The sequence below is a fragment of the Micromonospora sp. NPDC005710 genome (genome assembly GCF_040630995.1).
GTDB lineage: Bacteria > Actinomycetota > Actinomycetes > Mycobacteriales > Micromonosporaceae > Micromonospora.
The window spans coordinates 83,167-106,280 of the sequence record NZ_JBEXYP010000001.1 but is presented as its reverse complement, the minus strand read 5'-3'; the positions used below and the strand labels follow the sequence as shown (position 1 = coordinate 106,280).

Annotated in this window: 25 protein-coding genes and 1 pseudogene; 16 read left to right on the top strand and 10 right to left on the bottom strand. The window is 72.5% G+C overall.

All coding sequences use genetic code 11. The annotated features are described in order from the left end of the window. Positions 1-14 precede the first annotated feature (14 nt). The 3 genes and pseudogenes from ABZ406_RS00515 to cofC all read right to left on the bottom strand — a co-directional run. Positions 15-2,330 (bottom strand): annotated as a pseudogene (locus ABZ406_RS00515) (RNA degradosome polyphosphate kinase); the annotation flags it as partial. Between the two features lie 105 nt (positions 2,331-2,435). Continuing rightward, complete coding sequence (locus ABZ406_RS00510) at positions 2,436-2,633, bottom strand: hypothetical protein (protein ID WP_030335323.1); 198 nt, start codon at positions 2,631-2,633, stop codon at positions 2,436-2,438. 52 nt (positions 2,634-2,685) lie between these two features. Beyond that, entirely contained in the window at positions 2,686-3,333 is a 648-nt protein-coding gene (gene cofC / locus ABZ406_RS00505) for a 2-phospho-L-lactate guanylyltransferase (RefSeq protein WP_357754673.1), read from the bottom strand. A gap of 127 nt (positions 3,334-3,460) precedes the next feature. Here cofC and ABZ406_RS00500 point away from each other — a divergent pair, with 127 nt between their 5' ends. The 5 genes from ABZ406_RS00500 (at position 3,461) to ABZ406_RS00480 (ending at position 8,388) form a co-directional block, all read left to right on the top strand. Further along, positions 3,461-4,198 (top strand): lysophospholipid acyltransferase family protein, encoded by a 738-nt coding sequence (locus ABZ406_RS00500; protein WP_357754671.1) that lies wholly within the window; start codon positions 3,461-3,463, stop codon positions 4,196-4,198. Further along, positions 4,195-5,202, top strand: a complete 1,008-nt coding sequence (locus ABZ406_RS00495) for an NAD(P)H-dependent glycerol-3-phosphate dehydrogenase (protein WP_357754669.1) — start codon at positions 4,195-4,197, stop codon at positions 5,200-5,202. The genes ABZ406_RS00500 and ABZ406_RS00495 overlap by 4 nt, the downstream gene beginning before the upstream one ends. 8 nt (positions 5,203-5,210) lie before the next feature. Next, a complete protein-coding gene (locus tag ABZ406_RS00490; RefSeq protein WP_357754667.1) occupies positions 5,211-6,329 on the top strand; it encodes a cystathionine gamma-lyase in 1,119 nt (372 codons plus the stop codon). Continuing rightward, positions 6,326-7,111 (top strand): putative protein N(5)-glutamine methyltransferase, encoded by a 786-nt coding sequence (locus ABZ406_RS00485; RefSeq protein ID WP_357754665.1) that lies wholly within the window; start codon positions 6,326-6,328, stop codon positions 7,109-7,111. Before ABZ406_RS00490 ends, ABZ406_RS00485 begins: the two co-directional genes overlap by 4 nt. A 227-nt stretch (positions 7,112-7,338) precedes the next feature. Beyond that, entirely contained in the window at positions 7,339-8,388 is a 1,050-nt protein-coding gene (locus tag ABZ406_RS00480; RefSeq protein ID WP_357754662.1) for an ROK family protein, read from the top strand. A gap of 42 nt (positions 8,389-8,430) precedes the next feature. Here ABZ406_RS00480 and ABZ406_RS00475 read toward each other — a convergent pair whose 3' ends face one another. Next, positions 8,431-8,631: a DUF397 domain-containing protein gene (locus ABZ406_RS00475; RefSeq protein WP_357754659.1), complete on the bottom strand. Its 201-nt coding sequence runs from the start codon at positions 8,629-8,631 to the stop codon at positions 8,431-8,433. 5 nt (positions 8,632-8,636) lie between these two features. Then, complete coding sequence (locus ABZ406_RS00470; protein ID WP_357754657.1) at positions 8,637-9,482, bottom strand: helix-turn-helix transcriptional regulator; 846 nt, start codon at positions 9,480-9,482, stop codon at positions 8,637-8,639. A gap of 278 nt (positions 9,483-9,760) precedes the next feature. Between ABZ406_RS00470 and ABZ406_RS00465 the strand changes: the two genes are divergently transcribed. Together ABZ406_RS00465 and ABZ406_RS00460 are read left to right on the top strand one after the other, a co-directional pair. After that, positions 9,761-9,979, top strand: coding sequence for a hypothetical protein (locus tag ABZ406_RS00465; RefSeq protein WP_030335309.1), 219 nt, complete (start codon positions 9,761-9,763; stop codon positions 9,977-9,979). A gap of 196 nt (positions 9,980-10,175) precedes the next feature. Then, on the top strand, positions 10,176-11,276 hold the full coding sequence (locus ABZ406_RS00460) for a D-alanine--D-alanine ligase family protein (RefSeq protein ID WP_357754656.1): 1,101 nt from the start codon (positions 10,176-10,178) through the stop codon (positions 11,274-11,276). A 54-nt stretch (positions 11,277-11,330) separates the two neighbouring features. Here the strand turns inward: ABZ406_RS00460 and ABZ406_RS00455 are convergent, their stop codons facing one another. Together ABZ406_RS00455 and ABZ406_RS00450 are read right to left on the bottom strand one after the other, a co-directional pair. Further along, on the bottom strand, positions 11,331-12,023 hold the full coding sequence (locus tag ABZ406_RS00455; protein WP_357754653.1) for a DUF3515 family protein: 693 nt from the start codon (positions 12,021-12,023) through the stop codon (positions 11,331-11,333). Then, entirely contained in the window at positions 12,024-12,257 is a 234-nt protein-coding gene (locus ABZ406_RS00450) for an Lrp/AsnC ligand binding domain-containing protein (protein ID WP_030335303.1), read from the bottom strand. It lies immediately after the preceding gene. Between the two features lie 96 nt (positions 12,258-12,353). Between ABZ406_RS00450 and ABZ406_RS00445 the strand changes: the two genes are divergently transcribed. Both ABZ406_RS00445 and ABZ406_RS00440 read left to right on the top strand, forming a co-directional pair. Next, on the top strand, positions 12,354-13,343 hold the full coding sequence (locus tag ABZ406_RS00445; protein WP_357754651.1) for a thiamine-phosphate kinase: 990 nt from the start codon (positions 12,354-12,356) through the stop codon (positions 13,341-13,343). A gap of 29 nt (positions 13,344-13,372) precedes the next feature. Then, a complete protein-coding gene (locus ABZ406_RS00440) occupies positions 13,373-13,834 on the top strand; it encodes a GNAT family N-acetyltransferase (RefSeq protein ID WP_357754647.1) in 462 nt (153 codons plus the stop codon). A gap of 116 nt (positions 13,835-13,950) precedes the next feature. Here the strand turns inward: ABZ406_RS00440 and rpmB are convergent, their stop codons facing one another. Continuing rightward, positions 13,951-14,142 carry a 50S ribosomal protein L28 gene (rpmB, locus tag ABZ406_RS00435; RefSeq protein WP_007456456.1) on the bottom strand — a complete coding sequence of 64 codons (192 nt, stop codon included), beginning with the start codon at positions 14,140-14,142 and terminating at the stop codon, positions 13,951-13,953. Between the two features lie 353 nt (positions 14,143-14,495). Between rpmB and ABZ406_RS00430 the strand changes: the two genes are divergently transcribed. Beyond that, the gene (locus tag ABZ406_RS00430) at positions 14,496-16,109 is read left to right on the top strand and encodes a DAK2 domain-containing protein (protein ID WP_357754644.1); all 1,614 of its coding nucleotides are present in this window, start codon (positions 14,496-14,498) and stop codon (positions 16,107-16,109) included. Beyond that, a complete protein-coding gene (gene recG, locus ABZ406_RS00425; RefSeq protein WP_357754641.1) occupies positions 16,106-18,304 on the top strand; it encodes an ATP-dependent DNA helicase RecG in 2,199 nt (732 codons plus the stop codon). Before ABZ406_RS00430 ends, recG begins: the two co-directional genes overlap by 4 nt. A 603-nt stretch (positions 18,305-18,907) precedes the next feature. Here recG and ABZ406_RS00420 read toward each other — a convergent pair. Both ABZ406_RS00420 and ABZ406_RS00415 read right to left on the bottom strand, forming a co-directional pair. Next, the gene (locus tag ABZ406_RS00420; protein ID WP_357754638.1) at positions 18,908-19,870 is read right to left on the bottom strand and encodes an LPXTG cell wall anchor domain-containing protein; all 963 of its coding nucleotides are present in this window, start codon (positions 19,868-19,870) and stop codon (positions 18,908-18,910) included. A 229-nt stretch (positions 19,871-20,099) separates the two neighbouring features. Next, positions 20,100-20,231 (bottom strand): hypothetical protein, encoded by a 132-nt coding sequence (locus tag ABZ406_RS00415; protein WP_357754636.1) that lies wholly within the window; start codon positions 20,229-20,231, stop codon positions 20,100-20,102. Between the two features lie 34 nt (positions 20,232-20,265). Between ABZ406_RS00415 and rsmD the strand changes: the two genes are divergently transcribed. From rsmD to rpmF, 5 genes are all read left to right on the top strand, one after another. Further along, on the top strand, positions 20,266-20,829 hold the full coding sequence (rsmD, locus tag ABZ406_RS00410) for a 16S rRNA (guanine(966)-N(2))-methyltransferase RsmD (protein ID WP_357754633.1): 564 nt from the start codon (positions 20,266-20,268) through the stop codon (positions 20,827-20,829). Further along, positions 20,826-21,308: a pantetheine-phosphate adenylyltransferase gene (gene coaD / locus ABZ406_RS00405; protein WP_110562457.1), complete on the top strand. Its 483-nt coding sequence runs from the start codon at positions 20,826-20,828 to the stop codon at positions 21,306-21,308. Before rsmD ends, coaD begins: the two co-directional genes overlap by 4 nt. A gap of 378 nt (positions 21,309-21,686) precedes the next feature. Then, positions 21,687-22,184, top strand: a complete 498-nt coding sequence (locus ABZ406_RS00400; protein WP_196921503.1) for a hypothetical protein — start codon at positions 21,687-21,689, stop codon at positions 22,182-22,184. 109 nt (positions 22,185-22,293) lie between these two features. After that, positions 22,294-22,857 (top strand): YceD family protein, encoded by a 564-nt coding sequence (locus ABZ406_RS00395; protein ID WP_110562455.1) that lies wholly within the window; start codon positions 22,294-22,296, stop codon positions 22,855-22,857. Between the two features lie 5 nt (positions 22,858-22,862). After that, positions 22,863-23,036 carry a 50S ribosomal protein L32 gene (gene rpmF / locus ABZ406_RS00390; protein ID WP_030335284.1) on the top strand — a complete coding sequence of 58 codons (174 nt, stop codon included), beginning with the start codon at positions 22,863-22,865 and terminating at the stop codon, positions 23,034-23,036. Positions 23,037-23,114: the final 78 nt, after the last annotated feature.

The following is a 23,114-nucleotide window of genomic DNA, read 5'->3' as shown; positions in this document are numbered from 1 at the left end:
TATGCGCTACGCGGTCAGCCGGCCGTGCCACCGACGCGGCGCAGCAGCAGTTCCTGCAGATGGGCCCGGACGGTGTCGTCACCGCCGGTACGCCGGGTCCAGGTGCCGTCGCCGGCCAGCTCGAACGCGTCCACGTCGGGGCTCATCGCGGCGGTGAGCACATGGTCCAGCTCGGCGCGGGCGATCGGGTCGCTCACCTGCACCAGCGCCTCCACCCGCCGGTCCAGGTTGCGGTGCATGAGGTCGGCCGAACCCATCCAGAACTCGGCCTCACCGTTGTTGCCGAACCGGAAGACCCGGGAGTGTTCCAGGAACCGGCCCAGGATCGAGCGGACCCGGATGTTCTCCGACAGCCCGGGCACCCCGGGGCGCAGTGTGCACATGCCCCGGATGAGCAGGTCGACGTGGACGCCGGCCTGGGAGGCGCGGTACAGCGCGTCGGTCACCCCCTCGTCGACCAGGGAGTTGACCTTGAACTGGACCAGGCCGGGCATGCCCAGGCGGACATGCGAGATCTCCCGCTCGATCCGCTCGATGAGGCCGCTGCGGATGCCCTGCGGGGCGACCAGCAGCCGCCGGAACGCGGTCTGCCGGCTGTACCCGGTGAGCACGTTGAACAGGTCGGTGAGGTCGGCGCCGACCTCCGGGTCGGCGGTGAGCATGCCGAAGTCCTCGTACAGTCGGGCCGTCTTGGGGTGGTAGTTGCCGGTGCCGATGTGGCAGTAGCGACGGATTTGGTTGCCCTCCTGCCGGACCACGAGCGCGGTCTTGCAGTGCGTCTTCAGGCCGACCAGGCCGTACACCACGTGGCAGCCGGCGCGTTCCAGGGTGCGGGCCCAGCCGATGTTGGCCACCTCGTCGAAGCGGGCCTTCACCTCCACCAGCACCACCACCTGCTTGCCGGCGGCGGCAGCGTCGACGAGCGCGTCGACGATCGGGGAGTCACCACTGGTCCGGTACAAAGTCTGCTTGATGGCCAGCACGTTCGGGTCGGCGGCGGCCTGCTCGATGAAGCGCTGCACGCTCGTGGCGAACGAGTGGTACGGGTGGTGCACCAGGATGTCCCCGTCGCGCAGTGTGGAAAAGACGCTGCGCGGCACCTCGCCCTCCGCGAGCCGGGGATGGGTGGCCGGCACGAACGGCGGGTCCTTCAGGTCCGGCCGGTCGGCCTCGCCGTAGACCTGCCACAGCGCGGACAGGTCCAGCAGACCCGGCACCCGCAGCACGTCCTGGTCGTCCATGTCCAGTTCGCGGACGAGCAGCTCCAACATGTGGTCGGAGATGGACGCGGCGACCTCCAGGCGGACCGGGGGGCCGAACCGTCGCCGGGCCAGCTCCCGCTCCAGGGCCTGGAGCAGATCCTCGTCGCGGTCCTCGTCGACCTCCACCTCGGCGTTGCGGGTGACCCGGAACAGGTGGCACTCGACCACCTGCATGCCACTGAACAGTTGCCCCAGGTGCACCGAGATCAGGTCCTCCACCGGCAACATCCGGACGCCCGGCTGGTCCCGGTCCACCCGAACGAAACGGGGGACGTTGTTCGGCACCTTGACCCGTGCGAACAGCTCCGAACCGCCGTCCGGGTCCCGGACCGCCACCGCCAGGTTCAGCGACCGACCCGAGATGTACGGGAACGGGTGCGCGGGGTCCACCGCGAGCGGGGTCAGCACCGGGAAGATGTGCTCCCGGAAGTAGGTGCGCAGCCGCTCCCGCTCGCCGTCGCCCAGCTCACCCCAGCGCAGGATCCGGATGCGCTCGTCGGCCAGCTTGGGCAGCACGTCGTCGACGAAGCAGGCAGCGTGCCGGGCGCCCAGGGCGGCGGTCCGCTCGGCGATCAGCTCCAGCTGCGTCCGCAGCGGAAGCCGGTCCCCACCGCGCACCGGCAGGCCGGCCGAGAGTCGCCGCTTCAGGCCGGCGATGCGCACCATGTAGAACTCGTCGAGGTTGCTCGCGAAGATCGCCAGGAACTTCGCCCGTTCCAGCAGCGGGGTGCGCTGGTCCTCGGCCAGGGTGAGCACCCGGGCGTTGAAGTCGAGCCAGGACAGCTCCCGGTTGAGGAAGCGGTCCTCCGGCAGCGGCGGGGCCACCGGGGGCTCGTCGTCGTCATCCTCCGCCGCGGCGCCGGTCGGCAGGTCCGCCGGCAGGACCGGGTGGACGTCACCGGCGGCCGGGCCGTCCGCAGCGACCGTCGGCGCGGGGTCGATGACCTCGTCCAGCCCGGAGGAGGCGGCGCCGGGATCGTCGGCGAGCGTGTCGGCGCGGGCGGCACCGGCACGTTCGGCGCGGGACGGGCGGAAGCGCCCATCGGTGCCGCGCGTACGGGAACCGTTGCGGAGGTCGGTGGCGGGTGGGCGGGCCGGTTGCTCGCGAGGGGTGCTCACCCGCTCATAATCACCCGATTACGGTAAACGCAAAATGAACTTGGGCTCGCCGGGTCAGATCATCGTCGGCAATGTCACCCGGACAACCTCGCCGTCGGGATCGGTGTCGATGCGAACCCGCTGGCCGAGCCGGAGAAGTCGCAGCCCGGAGGCGTCGAAGGCCCGGGCGGGGAAGCGCATCTCGGTGCCGTCGTCGAGCAGCAGGACACCGCTGCGCGTCGCCGCGTCGTAGCTGGCCACCGTGCCCTGCATGCTGGCACCGTACACCCGGGGGTTCCGCCCGGGCAGGCTCGGCCGGGCACCGTCAGCCGGCGGCGCGAGCGGGGCGGCCGGCGGCCACGAGCGCGGCGGTGCGCGGCCCCAGCCCGAGGCGGGCGGCGGCGGCCAGGTCCGCCGCGGTGTCCACGTCCCGGCGCAGGCTGGGCCAGTCACCGTCGAGCGGCAGCGCGCCGCTCGCCACGTGCGCGACCGCCGACCCCACCCCGAAGCGCGGATCCAACGGCACGCCCGGCCCGGCGGCGAGCAGCACGGTGCCCCCGCCGGGGGCGTCCGGCAGGAACCGGCGTACCCCCGGTCGACCGTTCTGGGCCGCGAGCAACGCGCCGGCCAGCTCGGCCGGGCGCAGCGCCGGCACGTCAGCCGTGATCCCGGCCACCCACCCGGCGACGGCCCCGGCCGCCCCGTGCCGGAACGCGGCGTTCAGGCCGGAACCCGGCTCGTCCGGCAGCACCCGCGCGCCGGCGGCCCGCGCCGTCGCCGCCACCCGGACGTCGTCGGTGACCACCAGAACCTCGACGACCGCCGGGCAGGCCAGCACCGCGCGGAGCGTGTCGGCCGCCAGGGCCAGCGCCAACTCCTCATGCGGTACGCCGGGCAGCGCGCCCCGCAGCCGGCTCTTGCCCACTGTCAGCCGCTTCACCGGCACCACCACGGCCCACCTCGGCTGACTCACGTCTGCAATCCTGCCAGCCGGACGACAGGCCCCTCGCTGGCCGTACCGGGGGCGAGCAGGCATGATTTCCGCTGCGGGTGTCGCGGGTGGGTTTCGCGGCGGGCTTGGGGCGCGACGAGGAGGCACAGTGGCACGGCGGAGGCTGGGGTTCTGGCAACGGTTCGCCGTGGGGCTGGTCAAGCCGGTGATGACCGTCTGGACCCGGCGTACCTGGCGTGGTCAGGAACATCTCCACCGCGACGGCGGCGTGATCATCGTGGCGAACCACATCTCGCACGCCGACCCGCTGGTGTCCGCGCACTTCATCTACGACTCCGGGCGCTGGCCGCAGTACCTGGGCAAGGCCAGCGTGTTCCAGGTGCCGGTGGTCGGCTGGATCCTGCACCGGTGCCGGCAGATCCCCGTCGACCGGAGCAGCGCGGACGCCGTCCGCTCGCTCGACGCACTTGTCGCCGCGCTCGACGATGGCGGCGCTGTGGTGATCTACCCGGAGGGCACCACCACCCGACAGCCGGACCTCTGGCCGATGAAGGCCAAGACGGGTGCCGCCCGGCTGGCCCTGGCCACCGGCGCCCCGGTCGTCCCGGTGGTGATGTGGGGTCCGGAACGGATCTTCGACCCGCGGACGACCCGTGTCAGCCTGCGCCCCCGGATCCCGGTTACCGTTGCCGCCGGGGAGCCGATCAACCTGAGCCGGTGGGCCGACGCCCAGCCGACCCGGGCCACCCTCGAGGAGATGACGGACACCATCATGTTGCGGCTGCGGGACATGCTCGCCGAGATCCGTGGCGGTACCCCGCCGCCGCTGTGGGAGCGACCGGCCCGGTCCTCCGTCGGCCGCGAGCAGCGGGACGAGGCGGCATGAGCGGTCATGTCGCGGTGCTCGGCGCTGGTTCCTGGGGCACCGCATTCGCCAAGATCCTCGCGGACGCGGGGCGGGACGTGACGGTGTGGGCCCGCCGGGCGCCGGTCGCCGAGTGCATCCGGACCGAACGCCGCAATCCGGAGTACCTGCCCGACCTGGTCCTGCCGGCCCGCGTCACCGCCACCGCCGACGCCGCCGAGGCGATCACCGGCGCCGAGGTGGTGGTGCTGGCCGTGCCGTCGCAGACGCTGCGCGGCAACCTCGCCGAATGGGCCCGGCACCTGCACCCGGACTCCACCCTGGTGTCGCTCATGAAGGGCATCGAGCTGGGCACCACCAAGCGGATGAGCGAGGTCATCGTGGAGACCGCCGGGGTCGCCGCGGACCGGGTCGTGGTCGTGTCCGGCCCGAACCTGGCACCGGAGATCGCCGCCGAGCAACCCGCCGCGACAGTCGTCGCCGGGACGAACAGCGCCCGCGCCACCCTCGTCCAGTCGTCGATCCGGACTCCGTACCTGCGCCCCTACACCAACGACGACGTGATCGGCTGTGAGCTGGGCGGGGCCGTCAAGAACGTGATCGCGCTGTCGTACGGCATCGCCACCGCGATGGGTTTCGGCGACAACACCCGGGCCATGCTGATGACCCGTGGGCTGGCCGAGACGGCCCGGCTGGGCGTGGCGCTCGGCGCGGACCCGATCACCTTCGCCGGCCTCGCCGGCATGGGTGACCTGGTCGCCTCCTGCTCGTCCCCGCTGGCCCGCAACCGCACCTTCGGCGAGCACCTGGGCCGGGGCGAGACGTTGGAGCAGGCCCAGGCCGCCACCCGGCAGACCGCCGAGGGCGTGAAGAGTTGCCTGGCGATCCGCGACCTGGCCCGGGCGCACGGCGTGGAGATGCCGATCACCGAGCACGTCGAGCGGATCTGCCACGAGGGGATGGACCCGCGCCTCGCCGTGGACACGCTGATGAGCCGCACCGCCAAACCCGAGTCGTACGAGTGAGGAACCCGATGAGCGAGTGGGGCGACGGCACCCGCTGCGTACGCGCCGGTCTGCCCGAGCCGGCACCGGGAGATCCGTTCCTGCCCGGGCCGGTCTTCGCCGCGCCGTACCACCTCGACCCGTTCGAGGGTCAGGGCACCTCGCCGAACGGCTACGGCCGCCCCGACAACCCGACCCGCCGGCTGTTGGAGGCGGCGGTGGGCGAGTTGGAGGGTGGTGACTGCCGGGTCTTCGCGACCGGTCAGGCGGCCATCACCGGCCTGCTGCTCACGCTGCTGCGGCCGGGGGACACCGTGGTGCTTCCCTCCGACGGATACTTCCCGGTCCGGGCGTTCGCCACGAATGTGCTGGAGGCCATCGGCGTCCGGGTGCTGTTCGTGCCGACGGTCGGGCCGTACCCGTCGTTCGAGGGCGTCCGGCTGGTTCTCGTGGAGACGCCCGCCAACCCGGGCCTGGACGTCGTCGACGTGGCTGCCCTGGCCGAGCGGGCGCACGCCGCAGGCGCGTTGCTCGCGGTGGACAACACCACTGCCACCCCGCTCGGTCAGCGCCCGCTGGATCTCGGTGCCGACCTGGTGGTCGCCTCCGGCACGAAGGCGCTCACCGGTCACTCCGACCTGCTGCTGGGCTACCTGGCCAGCCGGTCCGCCGAGTTGATCGACGCGGTGACGACGTGGCGTACCACCACCGGGGCGGTGCCGGGCGCGTTCGACGCCTGGCTGGCCCACCGGTCACTCGCGACTCTCGACCTGCGGCTGGCCCGGCAGAGCGCCAACGCCGCCGCCGTCGTCGACCTGCTCGCCGGCCGGTCGGACGTGACCGGCCTGCGGTGGCCGGGGCGGCCCGACGACCCCGCGTACCCGGTGGCCTCGGCGCAGATGCGCCGGATACCTGGCGTGCTCTCGTTCGACCTGGGCGACGCCGACCGGGTGGGTCGTTTCGTCGAGGCCGCCCGGCTGGTGGCGGCGGCGACCTCGTTCGGTGGCCTGCACACCACCGCGGACCGGCGGGCGCAGTGGGGCGACGACACCGCTCCCGGCTTCGTCCGGCTCTCCTGCGGCGCGGAGGACACCGCCGACCTGGTGGCCGACATCGCCGCCGCGTTGGACGTGGCGGGACCGGTTTGACGTCTCCTTCCCCCTCCGAGCGGGCCGCTCTGGTGGGCCGGTTGCGGGCCGCCGGTTGCGTCTACGCCGAGGACGAGGCCGAGTTGCTGCTGGCCGCTGCGGTCAGCCCGGCGGCGTTGGCCGAGCTGACCGACCGCCGGGTGGCCGGTGAACCGTTGGAGTACCTGCTCGGTTGGGCCGAGTTCTGCGGCCTGCGGATAGCCGTCGACGAGGGTGTCTTCGTGCCCCGGGCCCGGACCGCCCTGCTGGTCGAGGTGGCGGCCGAACTGACCGGCGCGGCACCGGCCGTCGTCGACCTCTGCTGTGGCTCGGGGGCCACCACCGTCGCCCTGGCGCACCGGCTCACGCCGCGCTGGCTGGCCGCCGCCGACATCGATCCGGCGGCGGTGGCCTGCGCGCGCCGCAACGTCGCCGGGTTGGACGCCGAGGTGTACGAGGGTGACCTCTTCGCGCCGCTGCCGCGACGGTGGTGGGGTCGGCTGGACCTGGTGGTCGCCAACGCCCCGTACGTGCCCACCGACGCGGTCGCGCTGATGCCTCCGGAGGCACGACTGTACGAGGCCCCGGTGGCGCTCGACGGTGGCCCGGACGGGCTCTCCGTGCTGCGCCGGGTGGGTGTCGAGGCTGCCGGCTGGCTGGCCACGGGCGGCCACCTGGTGGTGGAGGCCGGCACCACCCAGGTGGAAGCGCTCTGCGACGCGTTCCGCGAAGCCGGCCTGATCCCCACGGTCCACCACGACGAAGACCTGGACGCCACAGCGCTAACCGCCCGCCGCCCCTGACCCCTCTGACCCCTGATCCGCGCCCGCCCCTGACCTGCGTCGATCATGGAGTTGTGGTGCCCGGTTGCTGCTATCTCATGTCATTTGTCCACCAGCACAACTCCTTGATCGACGCGGAGGGGCAGCGCTCGGGTCCGGGTTGGGCTGGGCGGGCGGGCCGGGAATGGCGGGGGAGGGGGGTTGGCACTAGCCTCGGCTCACACTCATGACGGCAGGAGGCGGTTTCGGTGGGCAGCGCAGGGGTGCCTGTGGTCGTCGGGCTGGACAACGGCGGCACCAGCAACAACGCCACCGTACTGACGGTGGACGGCCGCTTCCTGGTGGACGGGCTGCTGGAGATCCCCAGCGAGGTGCGGGCCGGGCCGGAGGCGGCGATCGAGGCGTTGGCCCGGGCGCTGGACGGTGCCCTGGCCCAGACCGGTGTGCCGCGCGACCTGGTCCAGGCGGTCGGGTTGGACACGCCCGGCCCGGCCAGTGCCGAGGGTGTCATCTCGTCGCGGGGTTCCACCAACTTCTCCCAGCCGGCCTGGCGTGGCTTCGACGTGCGCGGTGCGCTGGAGCGGCGGCTCGGCCTGCCGGTGATCTACCACAACGACGGCAACGCGGCCGCGCTGTACGCGCACCACATCCATTTCGGCGCCGACGCGATGAACCGCTCGTCGGTGTCCGCGATCGTCGGCACCGGTCTCGGCGGTGGTGTGGTCGAGGGTGGTCGGGTGATCGCCGGGGCAGCCGGGATGGCGGGGGAGCTGGGCCATGTGCACATCCCGCTGGGCGGGCTGCTCGGCCCGGGCCAGCCGGAACCCACCTGCGCCTGCGGCTTCACCGGGGACGTCGAGAGCGTCGCCTCGCTCACCGGCATCGAACGCAACCTGTTGCCGTACTGGCTGACCCGCTACCCCGACCACCCGCTCACCGCCGAGCCGTTGGCCCGCGCGGCCAAGCTGGTCCGGGGGTACGGCGAGCGGGGGGACGCCCTCGCGCGGGACCTCTTCACCCAGCAGGCGGCGGCGTTGGGGCGGCTGTTCACAGTCGCCGCGAACTTCACCGACCCGCACGCGTACTTCGTCGGCGGTGGGGTGGTGGAGGCGGCACCGGAGTTCCGCGACTGGTTCCTGGCGACGGTTCGCGAGCACACTGTGCTCCGCGAGGAGCAGGCGGCGGTGGCCACCTTCGCGTTGGTGCCGGACCGGGACATGGCCGGTGCCCGTGGCGTCGCGATCGCCGCACTGGAGGCGTTGCGCGCCGTTCCGGAGCCCCGCCCGCTGGTCGCCTGAGCCGGCGCGGGCCACGACCCGCGCCGGCTCGGCGTCCTCTTCTCAGCGCTCAGGCGGCGCCTGGGCGAAGGCGGCCCAGGCCGCCGGTGGGAACAGCAGGGCCGGGCCGGCCGGGTCCTTGGAGTCGCGGACGGCCACCAGCCGCGGGATCGCGGCCACCTCCACGCAGGCGCCCTCGTCGCCGCTGTGGCTGCTCTTACGCCACGGCGCCGCGGCCAAGGCCGCTGTCATCATCGGGGTCATCGGTCCTACCGTCCCTTCAGGACTGACAGGAGCATCTCGCGGCTGTCCGCCGGGCTGAGCGCCACGCTTCGGAGATGCTCCATGATCTTGGTGCAGGTACGCGTCTCGCCGGCGCGGTCAAGGATCATCTGACCCGCGACGGTCTCCACCGACGCGATGATCGGGTCCTCCGGGTCGGCGAACTCGAGAATGTGCAGGGAACCCCGGGTGCCGCGGTGGTAGCCGGCGGAGAGCGGGATCACCTGGACGCTGATGTTCGGCAGCTCGGCCATCTTGACCAGGTGCCGTAACTGCCCGTCCATCACCGACTGCTCGCCGACCGGGCGTAGCAGCGCGCCCTCGTCGATGATCGCGTCGAAGATGGGCGGCTGGTCGGCGGTGAGGCGCTGTTGTCGGTCGAGCCGGGCCTTGACCCGCTGCTCCACCAGGTCGTCGCCGAGGGTGTGCGGCCCGCCGCGCATCACGCCCCGGACGTAGTCGGCGGTCTGGAGCAGGCCGGGCACCACCGAGGGCTCGAAGTTGGCGATGGCGGTCGCCTCGGCCTCCAGTGCGATGAAGTCGATGGTGCGCCGGTCCAGCACGTAGGAGTACGACACCCACCAGCCCGGCTTGCGGGCGTCCTTGGCGAGCTGCACCGCGTCAGCCACCTCCTCGGTGCTCACCCCGTACGAGGTGAGCAGGGCGCGCACGGTGGCGGGCGTGATCAGGGTCTGGGCGTTCTCGTACCGGGAGAGGGTGCTGCGGGTGCTGTTGATCTCGTCCGCCGCGGTCTCCAGCGTCAGCCCGGCGGCTTCCCGGTGGTGACGCAGGGCGATGCCGAGCCGGCGGGCACGGGCGGTCTTCGGGGCCATGCATCGATGGTCGCACACATTTGCGGGAACGTCTGCATGAGAGAACGTCTATGAGAGTTGCATTCACGGCTGTACACGTGTCAATCTGTTATGGCGTCCTCACCGCCGGTTGTCGTGGCGACGGTGGTGGTGAGCGACCGGAGGGGATGGGGCGCGCGGCGATCGGGTTTCTCCCCCGTACCCGATCGTCGCGTGCCGCCCCGCCATCCCGGCCCGCCGGAAGGAGACGACGTGCGAACCCGCCCGGAGCCCCCCGCCGTACCCTCTGGCGGCACTCGATGACCCGCTTCCTCGTGGTGCTCACCGACGTACGCCCCGTCGAGGGAGTCAACCGCAACGAGCGGGTCGCCCCGGAGCGCCGCCGGCAGGTCGTCGGCGCCAGCAGCAGGGAGGCCGCCGACCGCATCGCCGGTGCGTTCATGGCCCTCGGCATGGTGCGGGCCGGGCGGCAGCGGGTGAAGGTGATAGCGGTCGGCCGCCGGCACTCCCGGGACTGAGCAGACCGAGGGTGGCCGGCCGTCGGCGCCACTGTCGTCCGATCACGCACCGTATATCCGCTGATGACCGATTGCCGTGTCGCGCCGTGGCTCGCCGGGTATCGCCTCGCCCTGTGGCCACGCACAGTAAGGTCAACCGGGTGAGCGCCACCGGCGAGCACGAGCAGCCGCAGTCGCGTACGAAGAGGTGACCGGAGTGACCACCCCAGGCAAGACCCGCGTGGCGATCGTCTTCGGCGGCCGCAGCCCGGAGCACGGCATCTCCTGCGTCAGCGCCGGCAGTGTGTTCGGCGCACTCGACCCGGACGAGTTCGAGGTGGTGCCGGTCGGCATCACCCGGGCCGGCCAGTGGGTGCTGACCAGCGGTGACCCCGCCCAGCTCGCGATCAACGCCCGTCAGCTACCGGAGATCACCGCCGACTCCGGCGACGACATCGTGCTGCGGGCCGACCCCACCGGCAACGGGCTGATGGTGCTCGACCCGACCGAGGGTCCCCGCGTGCTGGCCGACGTGGACGTGGTCTTCCCGGTGCTGCACGGCACGTACGGCGAGGACGGCACCATCCAGGGAATGCTGGAGATGGCCGGCATCCCCTACGTCGGGGCGAACGTGTTCGCCTCCGCGGCCGCCATGGACAAGGAGTTCACCAAGAAGCTCTGCGCCGTCGAGGGCATCCCGGTCGGCACGTACGCCGTGCTGCGCAACGGCATGACCCTCAGCGAGCAGGACAAGGAGCGGCTCGGCCTGCCGGTCTTCGTCAAGCCGTCCCGGGCCGGGTCGTCGTTCGGCGTCAGCAAGGTCAGCGACTGGGCGCAACTGGACGCGGCGGTCGCCGCCGCCCGGCAGTTCGACCCGAAGGTCATCATCGAGGCCGCGATCATCGGCCGCGAGATCGAGTGCGGCGTGCTGGAGGGCGAGGCCGGTGGCGCGCCCGAGGCGTCCGTCCTGGCCGAGGTGCGGGTCGTCGCCGACCACGACTTCTACGACTTCGAGGCGAAGTACCTCGACGACTCCTGCGAGTACGACATTCCGGCCAACCTTCCGGAGAAGGTGACCCGCCAGGTGCAGGAGTACGCGGTCCGCGCGTTCACCGCGCTGGACTGCGCCGGCCTGGCCCGGGCCGACTTCTTCGTCACCCCCGAGCTGGACGTCTACCTCAACGAGATCAACACCATGCCGGGCTTCACCCCGACGTCGATGTTCCCGCGGATGTGGGCGGCCTCCGGCCTGGAATACCCGAAGCTGGTCAACCGACTGATCCGTACCGCCCAGCGGCGCGGCGTCGGCCTGCACTGAACCACCCGATCCCGCCCGCGCCGGTCAGCCGGCGCGGGCGCAGTCGGTGCCGAGTCAGTGCCGGCAGCCGGACGGGATGGCGCCGCCGGAGGGCACGCTCGCCACGATCGTGCTGGAGATCGCCGGCAACCACTGCAACGGCTGCTCGTACGAACGCGGGACGCGCACGGTGATCAGCGTCTCCCGGTCGACGGTGGAGAGGACCGCCGCGTCGGTCTGCTCGGCCAGATGCCAGCAGACCTGGTTGACCGTCCAGACCTCGTCGGTGCTGGCGAAGGTGGGCTCGGTGCCGCCGCAGGCGACTGTGAGGGCCGGGTCGCCGTACGCGGCGTTCTGCTCCGGACCGGCGGTGACCGGCCGCTGGGCCAGGTCACGGATGCTCGCCGGAAGCTGGGACAGCAACGCCCGGCAGACAGTGGCCGGGCGGGCGGCCAGCGCCGGGGCGGCCATCTCCACCGGAGTGGTGGACTGCACCCGGGCGGTGGTCGCCGACGGTGTCGGCGCGGCGGCCGGCGTACCCGGGCTGAGCTTGCTGAAGGCCAGCGCGGCCACCAACAGCGTGATCGGCAGCGCGATCACCGTGGCGAGCAGGGCCGCGCCCCGCATGGTCCGATCGCGGCCGGCCGGCGCGGCGGCCGTGGAATCGCTCGACGCACGGTTACCGTCGGCCGGCTCGGGCGTCCCGTCGGCCGCGTCGCGCGCCCCGTCGTCGTCCAGAGCGGAGGAGGAGGTCGTCATCTCGTCCACTTACAGCCGCACCACCGAACACGTGAGGGTGCGGGTGATGCCGGGCACCATCTGCACCTTGCTGACGATGAGTTTGCCGAGCTCGTCGACGGTGTTCGCCTCGGTGAGGACGACCACGTCGTACGGCCCGGTGACGGCGTCGACGCGTACCACGCCGGAGATGTCCGCGATGAGACCCGCCACGTCACGTGCGCGGCCGACCTCCGTCTGGATGAGGATGTACGCCTGGACCACGACTCGACCTCCGTCCGTCGCCGCCCGGGAGCGGCCCGAAGGGTGAAACTACCTTACGCAGCAGGTCCGATCCCTATCGGTGGTCAAGGAGCAGCAGTGAGCGAGCACGGCGGAGCCGGGCAGCACGGGCGGAACACCGGCGGTGGCGTCGGTGTGTCCGGGATCGGGGAGTTCGGGCTGATCGGAAAGATCACCGCCCGGCTGTCGTACGGGCCGACGACCCTGCTCGGCCCGGGCGACGACGCGGCGGTGGTGGCCGCGCCGGACGGCCGGGTGGCGGCCTCCACCGACGTGCTCGTCGACGGGCGGCACTTCCGGCGGGACTGGTCCTCGGCCCGCGACGTCGGGCACCGGGCGGCAGCGGCCAACCTGGCTGACATCGCGGCGATGGGTGCCACCCCGACCGCCCTGCTCGTCGCTCTCTGCATGCCAGCGGACCTCGACACCGCCTGGGCGGAGGAGTTGGCCGACGGGCTCGCCGCGGAGGCGGCGACGGTCGGCGCGAGCGTCGTCGGTGGCGACATGTCGGCGAGCCCCACCCTGACCGTCGCCGTCACCGCGCTGGGTGACCTGGCCGGCCGTCCGCCCGTGCTGCGCTCGGGAGCCCGCCCCGGGGACGTGCTCGCCCTGGCCGGGCGCACCGGGTACGCGGCAGCCGGGCTGACCGTGCTGACCCGGGGCTTCCGTACCCCCCGGCTGCTGGTCGAGGCGTACCGGCGGCCGGAGGTGCCCTACCTGGCCGGCCCGCAGGCCGCCCAGCTCAGCGCCACCTCCATGATCGACGTGTCGGACGGGCTCCTCGCCGACCTCGGGCACGTCTCGGCGGCCAGCGGGGTGGCGATCGACGTCCGCCGCGACGGCTTCGAGGTGCCCCGGCAGATGGCCGACGCGGCGCAGGCACTCGGCGTCGACCCGTACACCTGGATCCTCGCCGGTGGCGACGACCATGCGCTGGCCGCGACCTTCCCCCCGGCGGTGGCGCTGCCGCCGGGCTGGCGGCAGATCGGCCTGGTCACCGACGGTGCCGGCGTGACAGTCGACGGCGTCGCCCACGACGGCCCGGCCGGCTGGGACCACTTCCGGTGAGGCCCGTGCGCCGCCGTATTCTGGACACCGTGAGTGAGATCGAGATCCGGGCGGTGCGGTTCGACGCACCGGTGGCGCAGCACCTGATCCATGCCGCACTGGCCGACCTCGGCGCCCGCTACGGCGGCTCCGGCGACGACACCCCGGTCGACGCGGCCGAGTTCGAGCCCCCGGACGGCGCGTTCCTCGTCGCCTACCTGGCCGGCGAACCGGTCGGCTGCGGTGGCTGGCGCAGCCACGGTGCGGACACCGCTGAGCTGAAGCGGATGTACACGGCACCGGCGGCGCGGGGGCGGGGGGTGGCCCGCGCGGTGCTGGCGGCCGTCGAGCGCTCAGCCCGCGAGCAACGCCGCAAGCGGGTGGTCCTGGAGTGCGGCGACAGGCAGCCCGAGGCGATCGCCATGTACGGCTCCGCCGGGTACGAGCGGATCCCGAACTTCGGCTTCTACAAGGACGCGGAGGGCTGCGTCTCCTTCGGCCGCACCCTCTGACCTGCCGCTCCGCGCCGACGCGGCAGATGTGCGGCGGCGTCTACCCGGACACGACAGAGCCGGCGGACCCTCGGGGCCCGCCGGCTGAGCCGTACGAGAAGGTGGGTGCTGCCGCGTCAGGCGCGGGTGACCTTGCCGGCCTTGATGCACGAGGTGCAGACCTGCAACTTCTTGGTGTTGCCGCCACCGGCCGGGGTACGCACCGACTGGATGTTCGGGTTCCAGCGGCGGTTGGTCCGCCGGTGCGAGTGGGACACGTTGTGGCCGAAGCCCGGTCCCTTGCCACAGACGTCGCACACGCTAGCCACGGGATACTCCTGGGATTGATACGTTCATGAGGTCGCCGGCAGGTGCTGCCCGGGCAACCTGGTCAGGTTACCCGATGACTCGCCGACCCGGCCAACCGGCCCGGTCCGGCGCTCGCCCGTGCCCCGGCTCACGCCTGGTCGTGGGCCCGTCCGCCCGACGGTGGGCCGGCCCGGCGGCAAGGGTACCGGAGCCGTTGGTCCTCCCTACGGCCAGCGGCGGTCCGGGGCGTGGAGGAGCTGCGGGCGGCGCCACCCCGCGCCGGCGAGGAGCGGTGGCCGGCGGCGGTCCGGGGCGTGGAGGACACGCCGGACGAGTCCGACGGGTGTCGGTGCGCGCCAGTAGGCTTCTGCCCGTGCTGGACACCCTCGACGCCGCCGCGGTCCGCCGCTGGTGCGCGAGCGGGTTGGCCGCACTGAAGCGCCACCAGGGCGAGATCGACCAGCTCAACGTCTATCCGGTGCCCGACGGCGACACCGGCACCAACCTGGTGCTCACCCTCACCTCGGCCCAGCAGGCCCTCGCCATGGATCTGGACACCCTCCCCGACAGCGGTCCGACCGCGCACGGGCACGCCCTGCGGCTGATCGCCCAGGGCGCGTTGCTCGGCGCGCGGGGCAACTCCGGGGTGATCCTGTCGCAGATCCTGCGGGGTTTCGCCGACCAGGCCGCCGGGGTGCCCGCGGTGCGCGGCCGTGCGCTGGCCGCCGCGCTGCGGTCCGGTGCCACCGCCGCGTACACGGCGGTTTCCCGGCCGGTCGAGGGCACGGTGCTCACCGTGGTCGCGGCCGCCGCCGCGGCGGCTGAAGCCGCGGACACCGACGACCTGCCGGCGGTCGCCGGCGTCGCGGCCCGGGCAGCGGCCGAGGCGCTGGCCCGGACCCCGGAGCAGCTGCCGGCGCTGGCCCGCGCGGGCGTCGTCGACGCCGGCGGCCGAGGGCTCTGCGTGCTGCTCGACGCACTGGTCGAGGTGCTGACCGGGGAGCACGCGGCCCGGCCCGCGCCGCCACCGCGCTCCGCCCGCCCGGCGGCCACCGTCGCCCGCGAGACCGGTTCCGACGAGTACGCCTACGAGGTGCAGTTCCTGCTCGACGCCCACGCCGAGGCGGTCGACGGCCTGCGGCGGGCACTCGACACCCTGGGCGATTCGCTCGTCGTCGTCGGCGACGGGCGTGAGCCGGTAGGCACCTGGAACGTGCACGTGCACGTCAACGACGTGGGCGCCGCGGTCGAGGCCGGTGTCGCCGCCGGCCGCCCGTACCGGATCTCGGTGACCCGTTTCGCCGACCAGTCGGAGTCGCCCTCCGGCCCGGTGGTGGCCGGCCGGGCCGCTGTGGTCGTGGCCACCGGTGGCGGCATCGCCGACCTGTTCACCGCCGAAGGCGCCACTGTGGTGCCGGGCAACCCGTCCACCGGTGAGTTGCTGGACGCCGTCCGCAGCACCGGCGCCGCCCGGGTGGTGGTGCTGCCCAACGACGCCAACACCGAGGCGGTGGCCAGCGCCGCCGCCCGCGAGGCCCACCGCTACGGCATCAAGGTGAGCGTGGTGCCGACCCGCTCGCCCGTGCAGGCCCTGGCCGCCCTCGCGGTCCGCGACGGTGACCGTCGCTTCGAGGACGACGTGATCGCGATGGCCGAGGCGGCCGGCGCCTGCCGTTACGCCGAGGTCTGCCACGCCAGCCGGGAGGCCCTGACCATGGCCGGCCCGTGCCGTCCCGGTGACGTGCTGGCGCTCGTCGAGGGGGAGGTGCACCTCATCGGCACCGACCTCACCGACACCTGCGCGGCAGTCGTCGACCGGATGCTCGGTGGTGGCGGCGAAATGGTCACCCTGCTGGCCGGGGTGGACGCCCCGGCCGGGCTCACCGACGCCGTCCGCGCGCACGTCGCGCGACGCTGGCCGTTCGTCGAGGTGCACGCGTACCCGGGCGGTCAGCCGTTTTATCCGCTCCTGGTAGGGATCGAATGAGCGAACCAGCCACGGTGGACACTCCGCTGAAGAAGCTGGTCGGGGACAAGACAGCCAAGGCGCTGGCCTCGCACCTCGACCTGCACACAGCGGGTGACCTGGTCTACCACTTCCCGCGTCGCTACGACGAGCGTGGCGAGCACACCGACATCCGTTCACTGGACGTCGGTGAGCAGGTCACCGTGATGGCCCAGGTGCAGCGCACCACGGTTCGTCCGATGCGGCAGCGGCGGGGCAACCTGCTGGAGGTGACCGTCGGTGACGGCTCCGGCGGGGTGCTGACGTTGACCTTCTTCGGCAACCAGGCGTGGCGCGAGCGGGAGCTGCGCCCCGGCCGGTGGGGTCTGTTCGCTGGCAAGGTCACCGAGTTCCGGGGCAAACGGCAGCTCAACGGCCCGGAGTACGTCCTGCTCGGCGAGGGTGGCGACGGTGAGGCGGCGGTCAGCGACGACATCGAGGAGTTCGCCGGGGCGCTGATCCCCGTCTACCCGGCCGCCGCGGCCGTGCCGACCTGGGTGATCGCGCGCTGCGTGCGCGTCGTCCTGGACACCTTCACCCCACCCGACGATCCACTGCCGACCGCGGTACGGGCCGGCCGCAAACTGGTCGGCCTGGGCGCCGCGCTGACCGAGATCCACCGCCCGTCCAGCAAGGAGGCGCTGCACAAGGCGCGCCGACGACTCAAGTGGGACGAGGCGTTCGCCGTCCAGGTGACCCTGGTGCAGCGCAAACACCGGGCCGCCGACTGGCCGGCCCGGCCGCGCCCGGCACGCCCGGGAGGGCTGCTGGAAGCCTTCGACGCCCGACTCCCGTACGAGCTGACAGCCGGTCAGCGCGACGTTGGCGTGGAGATCGCGGCAGACCTGGCCACCCCGCACCCCATGCACCGCCTGTTGCAGGGCGAGGTGGGCTCGGGCAAGACGGTGGTGGCACTGCGGGCGATGCTCCAGGTGGTCGACGCCGGCGGGCAGGCCGCGCTGCTGGCGCCCACCGAGGTGCTGGCCGCCCAGCACCACCGCGGCATGCTCGACCTGCTCGGGCCGCTCGGGCGAGCCGGTGAGCTGGGCTCCGCCGAACACGCCACCCGGGTCGAGCTGGTCACCGGCTCGCTGGGCGCGGCAGCCCGCCGCCGGGCCCTCGGCGAGGTGGCCAGCGGCGCGGCCGGCATCGTGCTCGGCACCCACGCCCTGCTTTACGAGGGGGTCGACTTCGCCGACCTCGGCCTCGTGGTGGTCGACGAGCAGCACCGCTTCGGCGTGGAGCAACGCGACGCCCTGCGGGCCAAGGCCGACCAGCCGCCACACGTCCTGGTGATGACGGCCACCCCGATCCCCCGCACCGTGGCGATGACCGTCTACGGCGACCTGGAAATCTCCACGCTCTCCCAGCTGCCCCGGGGGCGGTCGCCGATCGCCTCGCACGTGGTCCCGGCCGCCGAGAAACCCGCCTACCTGGAGCGGGCCTGGCGTCGGCTGCGCGAAGAGGTCACCGCCGGCCACCAGGCGTACGTGGTGTGCCCGCGCATCGGTGACGGTCCGGCGAGCGACGAGGAACCGCCACCCGAGGACGACAACGGCCGTCGGCCGCCGCTGGCCGTGACCGAGGTGGCACCGCTGCTGGCCGAGGGGCCGCTGCACGGGCTGCGGATCGGGGTGCTGCACGGTCGACTCCCCGCCGACGAGAAGGACGCGGTGATGCGGTCGTTCGCCGCCGGCGACCTGGACGTACTGGTGGCGACGACAGTGATCGAGGTCGGCGTGGACGTGCCGAACGCCACCGTCATGATCGTGTTGGACGCCGACCGGTTCGGCGTCTCCCAACTGCACCAACTGCGCGGTCGGGTGGGCCGGGGCGCCGCCGCCGGGCTGTGCCTGCTGGTCAGCGAGGCGGCCGAGGGCTCGTCGGCGCGAGAGCGGCTCGACGCGGTGGCGTCCACGAGCGACGGTTTCAAGCTCGCCGAACTGGACCTGGAGCAACGCCGCGAGGGCGACGTGCTGGGAGCCACCCAGTCCGGGCACCGCTCGCACCTGCGGTTGCTGTCCCTGCGCCGCGACGCCGACCTGATCCGCGACGCCCGCGCCGAGGCGATCACAGTGATCGAGGACGACCCGGAGCTGATCCGTAGCCCGGCGCTGGCCGCCTCGGTGGCCGCCCTGGTGGACGAGGAGCGCGCGGAGTACCTGGAGAAGGGCTGACCACACGCCGCCCGCCCTCGGTCGTGTCGGTCACGTCGGCCGCCTCGGTCGCCTCGGTCGTCTCGGTGGCCTCGGTGGTCTCGGTGGTTTCGGCCGCGTCGGTCGTCTCGGCGGCCTTGGGCGCCTCGCGTGGCCCTGGGCGCCTCGCGTGGCCTTGCGCGGCCTTGCGCGCTGATCGACTCGGCTTCCTTGAAACCGGGGTCTCCCGCTGAGGCGGACACCGCAGTTTCAAAGATGTCGAGTCGATCATTCAGCGGCGTCGGGACCCGGGAGAGAGGCGGCCGTGCCGCGTCGGCCATCACACGGCGGAGGGCGCGCCACATAGCGGAGGCGCGCCATATAGCGGAGGCGCGCCACATAGCGGAGGCGCGCCACATAGCGGAGGGTGCGCCACATGGCGGAGGGTGCGCCACATGGCGGAGGGTGCGCCACATGGCGGAGGGTGCGCCACGCAGCGGAGGCGCGCCACGCAGCGGAGGCGCGCCACGCAGCGGAGGCGCGCCACCTGGCGGAGGGCGCGCCACCTGGCGGAGGGCGCGCCACACGGCGGAGGGCGCGCCGACCGGGTGGTCGACGCGCCCTCAGCTGTCAAAGCGGGTTGTCTCAGGCGGTGAAGCGAACCCGACGACGGCGGGACACCACGAACAGGGCGGCACCGGCGGCCAGCAGCACCACGGCGCCGGCGATGATGCCGCCGGTGGCGGCACCGGTCAGCGGCAGGGCCGGCTCGTCCTTGCCGCCACCCTGACCGGGGGCGCAGTCGGCCGGCTTCTCCCAGGCGATCGGCTCGGTGTCGTCGAGGCCCTCGGCGGCCGGCGTGACGACCAGACCCTCGGTCGCCTCGAAGGAGACGGAACCAGTCTCGCCCGGCTTGACGACGAGCGTCTTCACCTCGCCCTTGTTCGGGGTCAGGGTGAGCGTGACGGTCTCACCGTCGGCGGGGTTCTCGATCGTGAACGTGAGCTTGTCGCAGGTCGACTCGACCGAGCCCACCGGCTCGGCCGGAGCCGGGGTGGCAGTCGGGGTCGGGGTCGGGCTCTGGGTCGGAGGCTGGCTCGGCGACGGAGAGGCGACAGTGGGGGTCGGCGTGGGGGTCGCCGACGGAGTCGGCGTCGGGTTGCTCGGCGAGGGGGTGGCCTCTGCCGCGCAGGTGCCCACCGGCTCGGCGGCCACGGTGCGCTCCTCGGTCACGATCCGGTCGGAGCGCACCCACCGCGCCTCGACGGTCAGCTCGATCGTCGGCCGCTTCTGGTCGAAGCGGTGAGCCTGGGTGCCGGTGAGGAAACCCGCACCCTTCGCCGGGAGAGTGGCGTCCATCGCCAGGCCACCAGTGAAGTCGGCCGGGACGGTCGACTCGAGCTTGACGATCTTCGCGTCGATGTTCTCGCTGTTGCCGACCGTCCAGGTCACCTTGACCTGGCCGTCGGAAGTCAGGCAGTAGGTGCCGGAGGGCTCGGGGTGGTGGGCACTCGCGGGGCTCGCGAGGACGCCGACGCCGGCAATGCCGATCAGCGCGCCAGCGGCGATGGCCGCGACGCGCCGGAACGGAGACTTGGGAGGGTTCACGCCTGCTCCTGGTGAGGGGGTACGGATCGCGTGGCGGGAGGCCGGGAGGCATCGTGACCGGGGAGTCACTGCTCACCGGGGCGTCGCGCGACGCGGTGGTGTTCCCGCTGCGAAAGCGGGGACAGGGGGAGACTGTACTGATGGGCGGTTAATGAGGGGAGTTCAGATCATTGCCCTCCGGCAATGTAATCGATTCGTGATCTTTGATGAGCTGGCGGTGTCGATCCGGTCACTGGGGACGGTTCATCCGCTGCTGCTCCACTGTGGACGTCAGCGCGTCGGCGCAGTTCAGACGCTCCGCGTCGTCGCCGACCGGCCGGCTCCCCGGATCCGCGCCGTCCTGACCTGGTCCGCGCCGCATCGCGTAGCGTCGCGGGCATGAGCAGGAGGAAACGGTGACCCGGATCGTGGCCGGGACGCTCGGTGGCCGGCGGATCGTCGCACCGCCCGGCGCCGGCACCCGACCCACCTCGGACCGGGTTCGGGAGGCGCTGTTCAGTGCCGTCCAGGCCGAGGTCGATCTCGACGGCGCCCGCTTCGCCGACCTGTACGCAGGCTCCGGAGCGGTCGGGCTGGAGGCGCTCTCCCGGGGGGCCCGGCACGTGTTGCTCGTCGAGTCCGATCCGCGGGCGGCACGGGTTATCCGGGAGAACGTGGCGACCCTCCGCGCCGGCCCGGCGGCCCGTCTGGTCACCGGCAAGGTGGCGACGGTGCTGGCCGCCGGACCGGACGGTGAGCCGTACGACGTGGTCTTCGCCGATCCGCCGTACGCCGTGCCGGACGAGGAGATCACCGCGCTGTTGGGCGCGCTCGTCGGCGGGGGCTGGCTCGCGCCCGACGCGCTCGTGGTGGTGGAGCGGTCCCGCCGGACCAGGGAGTTCGACTGGGTGGAGGGGATCACCGCCGAGCGCAGTCGCCGTTACGGCGAGACCACCCTTTGGTACGGTCGCCGATCATGAGACGTGCGGTGTGCCCCGGTTCGTTTGACCCGGTCACCAACGGACACCTCGACATCATCGGGCGGGCCAGTCGGCTCTTCGACGAGGTGATCGTCGGTGTGCTGGTGAATCAGTCGAAGAGTGGCCTGTTCACCGTCGAGGAGCGCATCGACATGCTCCGCGAGGTGACCTCGTCGTACGGCAACGTGCGGGTCGAGTCGTTCCGCGGGCTACTCGTGGACTTCTGCCGGGCCCAGCAGGCCAGTGTGCTGATCAAGGGTCTGCGGGCGGTCAGCGACTTCGACTACGAGTTGCAGATGGCCCAGATGAACATCGGTCTGGCCGGTGTCGAGACGCTCTTCATGCCGACCAACCCGCTCTACTCGTTCCTCTCGTCGAGCCTGGTCAAAGACGTGGCCAAGTGGGGTGGCGACATCTCCGCCCACGTCCCCGACCCGGTCCGCGAAGCCCTCCAGGCCCGCCTGGGCCCCCGCCCCTAACCCCCGCCCGGCCCCTAACCCCCGCCTGGCCCCCAACCCTTCTCGCCCCGCGATCTTGCACTTATGGTTCCCGACTCGCCCCTTTTGGCCCGTTCTAGCGCAACCGAAAGTGCAAGATCGGCGCGCGCGGGAGGGCGCGGGGAGGCGCGGCGGGAGGGCGCGGGGGAGGGCGCGTGGGAGGCGCGGGAGGTGCGGTGGGAGGGTGCGAGGAGGCTCGGTGTGGGGGTGTGGGGGAGCAACGGGTGACTATGTCGCGACTCGCCGGGTTGGGGTGAGTGGGGCGGCGGTGGGGCGGGCACGACATGATTGGTGGCGCGGGGAACGGCCGTAGCCCGCATCATTGTGGTCGGCCGAGGAACGACAGGAGTGAGGTAGCCGGTGGACCCGCTCGATCGCATCGACGAACTGATCGCCATCCTGGAGCAGGCGCGCTCCGTCCCCATGTCGCGCAACAACTGCATGGTCGACCGGGGTGAGATGATCGCTGCCCTCGATGAGATGCGTGCCGATCTCCCCGCCGACCTGCGTCGCGCCGCCGCGCTCCTGGAGGAGCGCGACAAGATCATGGACGCTGGTAAGCGCGAGGCGGACCGGATCATCAGTGAGGGTGAGGCAGAACACGCCCGCCTGGTCTCGGTGAACGAGATCACTGTGTCGGCCGAGCACGAGGGTGCCCGGATCATCGGCGAGGCCCGCGCCGAGGCGCAGCGCCTGCGTGAGGAGGTCGACGACTATGTCGACACCGCGCTGGCCAACTTCGAGCAGTTCCTGACGCGGGCGCTGGCCTCGATAGAGCGCGGCCGGGACAAGATGCACGCGCTGCGGGAGATCGGCACCTTCGCTGGGGATGAGGCGGAACGCCCGCTACCCTTCTGAGCGGCACCTCACCAGCCGACTTCTCAGGCGGGCGTCGCCCCCGGTTCGACGGTCCGGCGGTCGTCCAGGTAACCTTTTTTGTCGGCCTCTCACCGGCCGGAGTCTAACTATGCCCAAGCACTCGCCATCGACACTCAACCCCAGGTCGCCGTTGGTCCTCGACACGAGAGACCTCCCGCGTCGCCCTGGCGCGTTGCGTGAGGTCCAGCGGGTCGTGCCGGCACCGGCGGACCTCGGTGTGGAGTTGATCGGCGTGCCGGAGGGCGCAGACCTCGACCTCGATCTGAGGTTGCAGTCGGTGTCCGAGGGCGTGCTCGTCTCCGGGACCATCACCGGTCCCGTCCGGGGCGAGTGCGGCCGTTGCCTGCGCGAGATCAACGACTCGATGGGCGTGACGATCCAGGAGCTGTACGCGTACGAGGACAGCACCACGGACGCCACGACCGACGAGGACGAGGTGGGCCGGATGCAGGGCGATCTGATCGACCTGGAGCCGGCGCTGCGGGACGCGTTGGTGCTCACGCTGCCGACCAACCCGCTCTGCCGGGAGGACTGCCCAGGACTGTGCCCTGAATGCGGGGCGCACTGGGACGATCTGCCGGCCGACCACAGTCACCAGCAGATCGACCCGCGTTGGGCGGGCCTGTCGCAACTGACCGTTACAGAGGAGTAAGAACCGTGGCCGTCCCGAAGCGCAAGATGTCGCGCAGCAACACCCGGTCCCGCCGGGCGAACTGGAAGGCGACAGTGGTCGCGACCGTTGCGTGCCCGCAGTGCAAGTCCCCGAAGCTGCCGCACGCTGCCTGCTCCGTCTGCGGCACCTACAACGGCCGCCAGGTTCTCGAGGTCTGACCTGGACGCCGAGTGACGCCCCCGACCCCAGGTCGGGCGGCGCGCGCATCCTGGCATTCGCCCGGTGCTCCGGCTCCC

Excerpts from the sequence above, each read along its gene's own strand:
- ABZ406_RS00510 (WP_030335323.1), bottom strand. The coding sequence starts at position 2,633 with ATGCAGGGCACGGTGGCCAGCTACGACGCGGCGACGCGCAGCGGTGTC.
- ABZ406_RS00495 (WP_357754669.1), top strand. The coding sequence starts at position 4,195 with ATGAGCGGTCATGTCGCGGTGCTCGGCGCTGGTTCCTGGGGCACCGCA.
- ABZ406_RS00490 (WP_357754667.1), top strand. The coding sequence starts at position 5,211 with ATGAGCGAGTGGGGCGACGGCACCCGCTGCGTACGCGCCGGTCTGCCC.
- ABZ406_RS00475 (WP_357754659.1), bottom strand. The coding sequence starts at position 8,631 with ATGACCCCGATGATGACAGCGGCCTTGGCCGCGGCGCCGTGGCGTAAG.
- ABZ406_RS00470 (WP_357754657.1), bottom strand. The coding sequence starts at position 9,482 with ATGGCCCCGAAGACCGCCCGTGCCCGCCGGCTCGGCATCGCCCTGCGT.
- ABZ406_RS00465 (WP_030335309.1), top strand. The coding sequence starts at position 9,761 with ATGACCCGCTTCCTCGTGGTGCTCACCGACGTACGCCCCGTCGAGGGA.
- recG (WP_357754641.1), top strand. The coding sequence starts at position 16,106 with ATGAGCGAACCAGCCACGGTGGACACTCCGCTGAAGAAGCTGGTCGGG.
- ABZ406_RS00415 (WP_357754636.1), bottom strand. The coding sequence starts at position 20,231 with ATGCGGCGCGGACCAGGTCAGGACGGCGCGGATCCGGGGAGCCGGCCG.
- coaD (WP_110562457.1), top strand. The coding sequence starts at position 20,826 with ATGAGACGTGCGGTGTGCCCCGGTTCGTTTGACCCGGTCACCAACGGA.
- ABZ406_RS00395 (WP_110562455.1), top strand. The coding sequence starts at position 22,294 with ATGCCCAAGCACTCGCCATCGACACTCAACCCCAGGTCGCCGTTGGTC.